The organism is Anaerophaga thermohalophila DSM 12881 (genome assembly GCF_000191885.1).
GTDB classification, from domain to species: domain Bacteria; phylum Bacteroidota; class Bacteroidia; order Bacteroidales; family Marinilabiliaceae; genus Anaerophaga; species Anaerophaga thermohalophila.
Window position 1 is genome coordinate 1 of record NZ_AEWI01000130.1, and the last position, 9,901, is coordinate 9,901.

The window sequence follows — 9,901 nt, forward strand, 5'->3', positions numbered from 1 at the left end:
GATGACAAGTTGGGTTAACAACCTGGCAGAAAATGCCATCAGGCCATTGGCCGTCGGAAGAAAGGGATATTTGTTTTGTGGCAACCATGACGCCGCAGAAAATGCTGCCATCATGTATTCACTTCTGGGATGCTGCAAAGCCAGCGATGTTAACCCCCGGCAGTGGCTGACCGATGTGTTTTCCAAAATTGCATTGTACAATAGCAACTATGATCTGGACCTGGCTGACCTTTTGCCTCACAATTGGAAAAAATCCAACCATTGCCGGAATTTCCCGGAAAGCTCCAACTAATTCCAAAAGATTCCAGTAGTACTTAGAAAGATTCAACTCCCAGGCCGGTATCCCCGGCTTGGGAAAAATTTTTTTACTTTTACAATACGTGGGAGACCAAAGGCTTACCCTTAACTTTGACACACTTTTTTTGAACAGCCTCGAAAATAGCAATTTCCACAAAACAAATGCCACTATTTAGTTTCTGCAAGAAAACTCATAACAAATTGTTATTCAATACTATAATATTGAAAACTTTTTTTGAAAACAAGCCCTGTATTTTTTGGTTAAATCAGTTATAATGCCTATTTTCAAGCTGTTAATACTATAAGATTCGAGTATTTTAATCTACTGTTTTAACCAGATTCAAAAATGAGAAAGAGATTCGAACAACAAATTGTCATCGGCAGGTTATTAATTCAAGATACTAAGATTCCAACCGCCAAGCGAAGTGGAGCTTTGCCGGGTTTATGTGCCGCGTTAAAAGAGATATTCGTGACCCCTGAATGGAATGAAAAAATATTTGAAGTCATTGAAAATAAAGTGCTTTCGAACAACAATAAAACCGGTAGGCCAGGTATGGATTTGTGGCAGATTTTTGTTTTGTCACAAGTTCGGCTTTGTCAAAACATCAGTTATGACGATGTACATCACATTGCCAATTATGACGGTCTGATTCGTCAGCTGATGGGTGTTGAAAGCACAGCAGGCTTCGGAAAGCAAGTATTTAGTTATCAGAATATTATAGACAATGTTTCCTTATTGGATGATGAAACGGTAAAACAGCTCAATGATATTATTGTAGACTTTGGGCATCAGGTGTTTAAAAAAAAAGAGGGGGGGCAGCATTACACTTAAAAACCGATAGTTTCGTGGTAGAGAGCAATGTCCATTTCCCAACTGACTATAACTTGCTCTGGGACAGTGCCCGAAAGTGCATAGACATGGTGACAAAACTCCAGGAAAAGCATGAACTACAGGGGTGGAGAAAGGTAAAAGACTGGCGACGAGATCTGAAAAATAAAATGAGAGCACTGGGTAGAGCCAGTGCAGCAGGAGGTAAGGACAAGCAATCAAGAGTCCATGACGCTGCCCGGGCCTATCTTATCAAAGCCAAAGCGCTATTGGCTAAACTTGAAAAAGATAAGCCCAATTTTCCACAAAACGATATTGCAGATGCTGTAATATTGATTGAACTTGAGGAGTTTATGAAATTATTGCAAAAGCATATTGACTTGCTGGAAAGACGGGTTATCAAAGGAGAAAAAATTTCACATGACGAGAAAATATTCTCAATCTTTGAGCAATACACTGAATGGGTAACCAAAGGTAAAATGCATCCAAGCGTTGAGTTAGGCAAAAAACAGCAATAACCACCGATCAATTTAATTTGATTGTTGATTATCAGGTGATGGAGCATATCTCCGACTCTGAAATTGTGCCGGAACTTGTTGAACGGATAGTTCCGGCACAAAAGGTTGCAAGTTGGAGTTTCGATAAAGGCTTCTGGCATAAAGACAATAAAGCGTTGTTGTCACAAGTGGTTGAAAACCTTGTCCTTCCTAAAAAAGGGAAATGCAATAAAGCCCAGGCCGAAGAGAAAAAAAGCCCCTGTTCAAAAAACTGCGCAATAAGCACAGCGCCGTGGAGTCAAATATTAATGAATTGGAAAACAGAGGTTTAAATCGGTGTCCCGATAGAAGCTATCACAATTTCAAACGATACATCGGAATGGCGGTCTGTGCATACAATCTAAAAAAGATAGGTGTTCACCTGATTGCCAGGGAGCAGGAAATGAAACAAGCTTCCATAGCAAATTCAGCTGCATAATATATTACTGATTTACAGTTTTTTACAAAACATACATGGGAGAAGTATGCCTTTTCTTGCAGGAAATAGCTAATTTTGAACAAAATATTCAAATTTTTATGTCCAAAAATGTAATAATTTTCACGAAATAATGATTTCTGAAAAGAAACGAGACCAATTTTTTGGATCTTTTCATCATGATTCCTGAAAATAGGTAGTTTTCTTGCCGGCACTATTTACAATAAAAAAACCTGCCGGACAACTGCTTCCTGCATGTAGTCCGAACAGGTCAAAAACAAATCTCGATATACTTTATATCCCTATATTATTTCTGAAAGTAATAGTTAAACGTTATATAAGAATCGTCACCTTCAAGTTGTCCGCAATCTTCAGGAACATCGACAAATGTATCAATAATCTCAAGAAAACCATACTGGACCACGTCATTCCATGTTTGTTTAACGATTATCACATCACCAGGCCCAAATTCATCCTCTGAGTCAATTCCGTCGGTGTAAAGTTTAAGATCACTGGTATTAGCACCAAATTCGGATACAACATCTGAATCGATTTCAGTCAGTGTTTTATTCTTAACGGCATCGATATATTCCTTCTGCTCAGGTATAGACTCATCTAAAACTGCAAATTGCGAAACTTTAACTGCATCAACATCAGGAAGCTTTTCACCTGTTTCATCACATCTATAGTTTTTAATGACACTACCTGCATTTCCTGCCTGTCTGAATTGTAAGTACCCACTTTTTGAGGCATAAGCAAGCACCGATATTTTCAATTGCAATTCTTCCATTGGAGTACAGGCACCATAAGTTACTCCCGTATTGAAATCCAAGAAGAACGGATCATCACCACCTCTGGGATGCAGAGTTATATTACTATAAAAGTCCACTTTAGGAACAATTACCTCGAAATCTTCATGGAGAATTTCTTCCTGTGTTTCACCAAAGTAGGTAGCTCTAACGGTTACTCCTGTAGTAGTTACAACAAACTGTTCCTCTGTCAGAATAACAACCAATTGATCACCAGCCTCATTAACTGTAAAAGCACCTTCCTGATCATTAAACCACATCTTATCAATCAATCCCAGATTTTCACCTTCAAAAACAATATTACTTCCCGTTATGCCTTGATCCGGAACCATAGTAAAATTAGGCAGAATACGATATAATGAAATAAGACCGGCAGACCCAACTTGTTTCATATATCCCCCATCATTGTAAGTAAAAAAAACATTGGCTGGCTCTTCTTCCTCGTCAAAAAACGGAACTTCAATCTGAATAAAACTTTCATTTACCTCAAGAATAGTAGCTTTAGAAGAAGCAACATAAACATCATAAACAACATCCAGATTTTCACCTTCAATCTTAAATTGACTATTGGGTAAAACCTTAGAATCTTCAAAATCCGAAATCACAGGCACACGGTGAACAACGTTAAATTCCTCTGTAGAAGTAGCTGAACCTATCTGATTTTCAACCGTAATTAATCCGGAAACAGTCCCTTTATCAATTTTCACCACCAGTTCATTACTATTAACACGATACTTGATGGTAACCAAGCTGTCGCCAACATATGCCGTCTTAACATTCCCTAAATTTTCACCATATATGGTAATTTCATCGCCTGCAGTACCTGTCAAAGGTTCAAAACTCTCAATTACAGGTACTTTTTCCTCAATTTTATTAAGTGTTAATTCCTCATCACATCCAAAGCTAAAGGCAAAAAACACCATTAAAAATATTAAATCAATATTTTTCATCATTGTAGATTTTTAGATTAGTAACCAGGATTTTGTGTTGCATTAGTCCCTACTGTCATAACACTATTCGGAATAGGCAATAAAAATTGCCATTCATCTAACTCCCTAGCATCTTCCGGCAAATAACTAAAATCACTAACAACATTAGCATAGTAGGGTTCTGTAATCATGGTACCATCCTGACTAATAGAAGTTATAATAATTTCATTATCATAATGATTTTTCATAACTGTAGCCAATCTGTTAGTCCTTACAAGATCATAAAACCGATGATTTTCAAATGCGAACTCAAGCCTTCTTTCATTTTCAATAATTAATTTCATATCCCATTTAGAATCAACACTACTTTCCTCGATCAAATTCAAACCGGCTCTTGTTCTTACTGAATTAACATAAGGTAGTGCCTCACTAATACCTGAAATCTCGTTTTCAGCTTCAGCCAGCATCAGCAGCACATCAGCATACCTAAGAACGATCCAGTCATTCTCTGCATCCAGGTCATTTTCAAAGTCTGACAAGTATTTTGAAACAAATGGAACTGGATTAAGATTACCACTGTCGTCGGTCCAGATATCAATTAATACAACATTTTTACGTTCCGTATCCCCTTCTAAATCATAAGCTTCAATTAGGTCGTTCGTTGGAGTATTATAGTTATAAGCTCTACCAGGAACAAAGGTTCCATCGCGGGGTGAAAAATAATTGGCAAAAGGAGAACCTTGACCATAACCTCCTGACAAATAACGAACAGCAAAAATGATTTCAGAATTCATTTCGTTATTTACATCAAAGATATCTGAATAATTATCAAGCAACTGGTGTCCACTATTATCTTTCACATCTATTAATATATCTTTTGCGTCCGAATAACGATGCAAGGTAAGATAAACTTTCCCCAGTAAAGTTTTGGCAGCCCATGAGGTTGCACGCCCTAGTTGAGAACTATCATAACCATCCGGCAGTAACCCTGAAGACTCAGAAGTTCCACCTGCCAATATCAAATCATTTTCAATAACATCATACACATCTTGAACTGAACTACGTGGCAGAGTATTACCTTCATCAATATCTAATCGTTCAGTCACTAAAAATACCGGACCATATAAGCGAACCAAATTAAAATAAACGTATGCTCTAATAAAACGAACTTCGCCTTCTAATTGATCTTTTAAATCCGAATTCTCAACAACATTAATATTTTCAAGCACAACATTACAATCATCTATAACCTTGTAAGCATCCTCCCAATATTCTGTATTTTCATCATGCGTGGTCTCCACGGTAAAATTGTCCAATTGTCTTAATCGTACATTCACCGCATCACCTGTATTTTTTATATACAAACGAGAATTATCAGAACGAATTTCAGTCAACCGCCATTCTTCATTTGTTAAATTTCTAAGGTCACTATAACAAGCCATAACAGCCATATTCAGCTCTTCATCATTGCTATAAAAGCTACCTTCTCCTAACTGGTCTATTGGTTCTTTGTTTAAAAAGTCTTCACATGAAGTGAACGCCATAACAGCCAGTACTGCTAAAGCCATATATATAATCTTTCTCATAATCAATTTAATTTTTGATATTAATTAAAAAGTAATATCTACGCCAAAACTGCATACTCTCTGAATTGGGAAAGCACCTCGTTGGTAACCATCTATCAAAGGACTATTATATTGGCTCGATGTTCTTCTTGCTTCAGGATTAATTCCCCTATAATCAGATGACCACCAATACAACAAGTTTTTACCACTCAGATAAACCCTTAAATCAGAAATACCAACTAAATCTCCCACCTTTTTAGGCAAAGTATACCCAATCGTAATATCTCGTAAAGCAATATAATCGCCATCTTCTACAGCATAATCTGTGAGCATTTGATTAATACCATTTCTTTCGTAAGGAGTTTTCCCATCACCGGGATTATTCTCATCAATCCATCGGTTAGAATTAAAATTCTTATTATATCTAACCGTTTCTGCATAGTATATATCCCCATTTACGACTTGAGATCCTACAACTCCCTGAAAAAGGAAAGAACAGTCAAAATTTTTGTAATTAATATTATTAGAAACCCCCCAAGTGAAATCGGGTAGAGGATCTCCAATAACAGTGTAATCATTGGCATCAATAACTCCATCCGAATTTATGTCAACAGATCTTAATCCTCCTGGAACATCACTAACGTTTGACGGATTATTATCAATCTCTTCCTGAGAAATCCAAACCCCTTGAGTTTTGTATCCATAAAATTGGATAAGCGGATCACCGACTCTTGAAATATACATTTCATTTCTCTCTCCACTGGATATTTGCATGTCTTCTCCGCCAAGATCCAGTACTTTATTACGATTCATGGCATAGTTTAAAGTTGTACTCCACCTGAAATCATTTTTCTTAATATTATATGTAGTCAAGGCTACTTCCAATCCTTTATTTCGTACTTTACCTTCATTACTCCAGGCATTAGTGAACCCAAGAATAGAATTGACCGACCGCTCATACAACAAACTTTTGGTAGTTGAATAATAATAATCAACATTTAAATTAATAGTACCTCTAAGAGCACTAAAATCTATCCCGTAATTGAATTCATTAGTTTGCTCCCATTGAAGATAAGAGTTGCCAATAACATCCGATGTATTTGAAATCCCCGGCACAACAGATCCATTAGTATTACCTAAAACATAAGAGTTAGGAGATAACATATTAGTATTTGCGTAGTTCGGTATATTGTCAGTTCCTGTAATACCATAACTGCCACGTAGTTTTAAATTATCAACCCATGGCACAGCATTTTCAAAAAAATCCTCTTCAGAAATACGCCATCCTAATGAAACTGACGGAAAATAACCCCATCGATTGTTTTCACCGAACTTGGAACTACCATCTCCCCTAAAACTAGCAGAGAAAAGATACTTACCCGCATAAGAATAAGAAAATCGCGAAAATAAAGAAACCAGTGCATCTTCTTCTTCCCAGGTACCGGTCACTTGATCTTCATCATCATACTGAAGAATAGTACCAGCAGCGTTAAGCGTGTGTATATAATCAGTAGGAAAGTTATTACCGAAGATGCTGGATATTTTTGTATTTCTTTCTTGAATAGAGAAGCCTATTAAAGCATCAAAAACATGACTTCCAGTTTCCAAGTTGTAAGTCAAAGTATTTTCAGAAAGCAAATCCCTGAAAAGAGAATTCTCATACAAAGCACTATTAGGTGAAGATGCTGTTTTTGAATTTACATTTTTATACGTATTCTCTTCAGTGTATTCAAGATTAAATCCATTAGACGTTTTGAACTCCAACCCTTTTGCAAGTTTCAATCTAAAATATATTGAACTTTGCACACCGTAATCATTTCGTGAATAGAACTCATTATTCATAACCCACAAGGGATTATTATTTGAAGTATTATACGGTGAAGCAGTGACAGTCCTCTCTTCACCAGTTATAGGATCGATACCAGTATAGGTTTTATTAGAATAATGATAACCATGAGAGTAACTACCAACTGGCTGTCCGGTAAGTTCAGAAGTAAACTCATTATGATATACAGGCAAATACCTTGGCGTACGTACAAAATCGGTGAAATTATTCGTGGGTTGAGATCGCTTGGTGTAAGAAGGATTAATGCTTACACCAAATTTGGCGATGGAAGATAAATCAGCCTCAATTTTAGAACGAATTTTTATCTTATCATATTTATTCTGAAGCATAATACCTTCATCTCCAAGATAAGAAGATGACACATAATATTTAATCCCATTTTTACCACCAGAAACATTAAATTGAGCGTTAAAAACACCAGCCAACCTTAAAGCTTCTTCCTGCCAATTGGTATCTTTAGTATTCTCATTCAATACAGACATGGCAAAATACATATTTGACAAAGTTGTTCCGGACAATTCAGCCTCATTTAGCTTCATCTCAATAAATTCGTCCCCTGTCATCATTGGGTGTATCTCATAATAATCTTTCACACCATAAGAAGCTCGTAAATTATAGATTGGTTTATTTTCACTGCCACTCTTGGTTGTGATTATAATAACCCCATTCGCTGCCCGGGAACCGTAAATAGCAGCAGAAGCAGCGTCTTTAAGTACTTCAATAGACTCTATATCGGCCGCATCAACCAAGCTAAGTCCATCCTCCATAGGAAAACCATCAACAATAACAAGAGGCTTTCCATCGGCACTAATGGAACCAATACCTCTAACAGAAATCTTGGGCTCTTCTCCTACCATTGAGGTAGTATTCTGGATTTGCACCCCGGCTACGCGTCCTTGCAACAATTGGTCAACTCTACCACCGGGAATATCCTCAAGACCGTCCGTTTCCATCTTGGAAATGGCTCCTGTCAAATGAGATTTTTTCATAGTACCATAACCAACAACAACCACCTCTTCCAATCCTATCAAATCTTGTTCTAATACAACATCAAATCTCGTCTGATCTCCAACAACTATCTCCTTCTTGCTGTAACCAATGAATGAAAACTCCAAAACAGGATTTTCACCTTGAAGGGTTAAAGAAAAATTACCCTCAATATCGGTAATCGTTCCATTCGAGGTGCCCTTCTCGATAACATTAACACCTATTAAAGGCAGACCGTCATTAGCATCGGTCACGGTACCAGTAACCGTCTGTGCTAACACTTGGGCGAAAAGACTCCCAAAACACAAGAATGTTAACAAAACCTTTTTCTTCATAACATTAAATTTTAAACATTTAGTTTTTACCACTTAACATAAGGACATTCTATTTATTTCACATAAACATGAATTATAAAATTAATTAATTGTTTTAGTGAACTTAAAGTGTTTTTAACGAGCTCATTAAAACAAAAGCTTTTCGTGAACATTGTAGACTTGGATTTCATTTTTTAACCATATTTCTCGATTTTAGATTAATGACAATATAGAGAGATACCAAACTTTAACAGTTTTCCAATAAAATTTGACTAATTTCCAGAGATATCATGAAAAAATTCACTGGGAGACTACCCATTTGGACTACCACAAATTGGTAAACCAAAATTATTAATTTTATTTATATTTTCAAAAAAATTCGCTTTTTTTTAACAAAACCACAGTTATCGAAAAGCTAAATACTATTTCTGAGGTATTAAAAAAGAGTTCGTAAAATATTAGGTATGGAAATACAAAAAATACTACAAGATTTAATAGCAGTATTTTCCCGGCAAAAATTACACAATACTTTGCTACTAAAAGAGTAGATGAGAAGAAGAATTATAGCCAGATTTGATTTAACCGAAAAATAACAATGTACCAAAATCGGAAATAGTGTGATGCATGATTTTGGAATTCTCAGGATTGCCTCGGGGGCAGTCCTGAGAATTCCAAACCAAATTTTTTCGCCTTATCAGCGTTTTTAGCAAAAACCTTTAAAAACGTTGATTATGAATGATAAAAATGTAAATCACTGGAACATGTATCATGAAATACACAAATTAAGCCAGATGGGCTTTAGCAACGCCAAAATAGCCCGCTATGTGGTAATGGATAGCCGTACTGTCAGGAAATATCTCAAAATGAGTGAAGATGAGTACGAGGACTTCCTGATAAAAAACCAATATCATCACAAAATTCTTAATCCTTATGAAGATTTTGTCAGGAGGAAACTATCTCAGTTCCCTGAAACATCATCTGCACAAATATTTGACTGGCTCAAGGAACGCTACCCGGACCTTCCTGAAGTAAGCGTACGGACAGCTTATAATTTCACCATGTTTGTGCGTCAAAAGCACAACATTCCTCTCGCGGTTAACCCCAGAGAATACCAAGCAGTAGAAGACCTTCCATAAGGATACCAGGCCCATGTCCATTTTAGTGTTTACAACATGCGAACTATCAGTGGAAAACTCAAAAAAGTCTGGTTCTTCACCATAATACTCTCGCGGAACATGAAAAAGCAACGGGTAAAGGGCAAACCATTTCCAACAACAATCATAGGCGCGACCGTTCAAAAAGCATTAACCCAACTTGTGAAAAATGCCACCCAAAAAACCAAAAAATGCGCAA

General features: G+C 36.6%; 8 protein-coding genes. 5 read left to right on the plus strand and 3 right to left on the minus strand.

Features of this window, described 5'->3' with window-relative positions:
• From ATH1_RS19820 to ATH1_RS0116460, 4 genes are all read left to right on the plus strand, one after another.
• Positions 1-292, plus strand: a 292-nt coding sequence (locus tag ATH1_RS19820) for a transposase domain-containing protein (RefSeq protein WP_010424373.1), incomplete at its 5' end; no start/stop codon positions are given.
• Between the two features lie 351 nt (positions 293-643).
• On the plus strand, positions 644-1,129 hold the full coding sequence (locus ATH1_RS0116450) for a hypothetical protein (protein WP_010424375.1): 486 nt from the start codon (positions 644-646) through the stop codon (positions 1,127-1,129).
• 14 nt (positions 1,130-1,143) lie between these two features.
• Positions 1,144-1,644, plus strand: a complete 501-nt coding sequence (locus tag ATH1_RS0116455; protein WP_010424377.1) for a hypothetical protein — start codon at positions 1,144-1,146, stop codon at positions 1,642-1,644.
• Positions 1,645-1,661: 17 nt separating this feature from the next.
• On the plus strand, positions 1,662-1,955 hold the full coding sequence (locus tag ATH1_RS0116460) for a hypothetical protein (RefSeq protein ID WP_010424379.1): 294 nt from the start codon (positions 1,662-1,664) through the stop codon (positions 1,953-1,955).
• A 450-nt stretch (positions 1,956-2,405) separates the two neighbouring features.
• Here ATH1_RS0116460 and ATH1_RS0116470 read toward each other — a convergent pair whose 3' ends face one another.
• From ATH1_RS0116470 to ATH1_RS0116480, 3 genes are read right to left on the minus strand one after another with little or no spacing between them, the layout of a single operon-like run.
• Complete coding sequence (locus ATH1_RS0116470; RefSeq protein WP_010424383.1) at positions 2,406-3,857, minus strand: IPT/TIG domain-containing protein; 1,452 nt, start codon at positions 3,855-3,857, stop codon at positions 2,406-2,408.
• Between the two features lie 17 nt (positions 3,858-3,874).
• Entirely contained in the window at positions 3,875-5,422 is a 1,548-nt protein-coding gene (locus ATH1_RS0116475) for a RagB/SusD family nutrient uptake outer membrane protein (RefSeq protein ID WP_010424385.1), read from the minus strand.
• Between the two features lie 24 nt (positions 5,423-5,446).
• Entirely contained in the window at positions 5,447-8,569 is a 3,123-nt protein-coding gene (locus tag ATH1_RS0116480; RefSeq protein ID WP_010424387.1) for a SusC/RagA family TonB-linked outer membrane protein, read from the minus strand.
• Between the two features lie 710 nt (positions 8,570-9,279).
• On the opposite strand from ATH1_RS0116480, the gene ATH1_RS0116490 reads away from it, so the two are divergent.
• On the plus strand, positions 9,280-9,684 hold the full coding sequence (locus ATH1_RS0116490; protein ID WP_010424389.1) for an integrase catalytic subunit: 405 nt from the start codon (positions 9,280-9,282) through the stop codon (positions 9,682-9,684).
• The last annotated feature ends 217 nt before the right edge of the window (positions 9,685-9,901 follow it).

What these genes read in the sequence shown, in the direction of transcription:
- ATH1_RS0116480 (WP_010424387.1), bottom strand. Translation starts at nt 8,569, where the DNA reads ATGAAGAAAAAGGTTTTGTTAACATTCTTGTGTTTTGGGAGTCTTTTC.
- ATH1_RS0116475 (WP_010424385.1), bottom strand. Translation starts at nt 5,422, where the DNA reads ATGAGAAAGATTATATATATGGCTTTAGCAGTACTGGCTGTTATGGCG.
- ATH1_RS0116490 (WP_010424389.1), top strand. Translation starts at nt 9,280, where the DNA reads ATGAATGATAAAAATGTAAATCACTGGAACATGTATCATGAAATACAC.
- ATH1_RS0116450 (WP_010424375.1), top strand. Translation starts at nt 644, where the DNA reads ATGAGAAAGAGATTCGAACAACAAATTGTCATCGGCAGGTTATTAATT.
- ATH1_RS0116470 (WP_010424383.1), bottom strand. Translation starts at nt 3,857, where the DNA reads ATGAAAAATATTGATTTAATATTTTTAATGGTGTTTTTTGCCTTTAGC.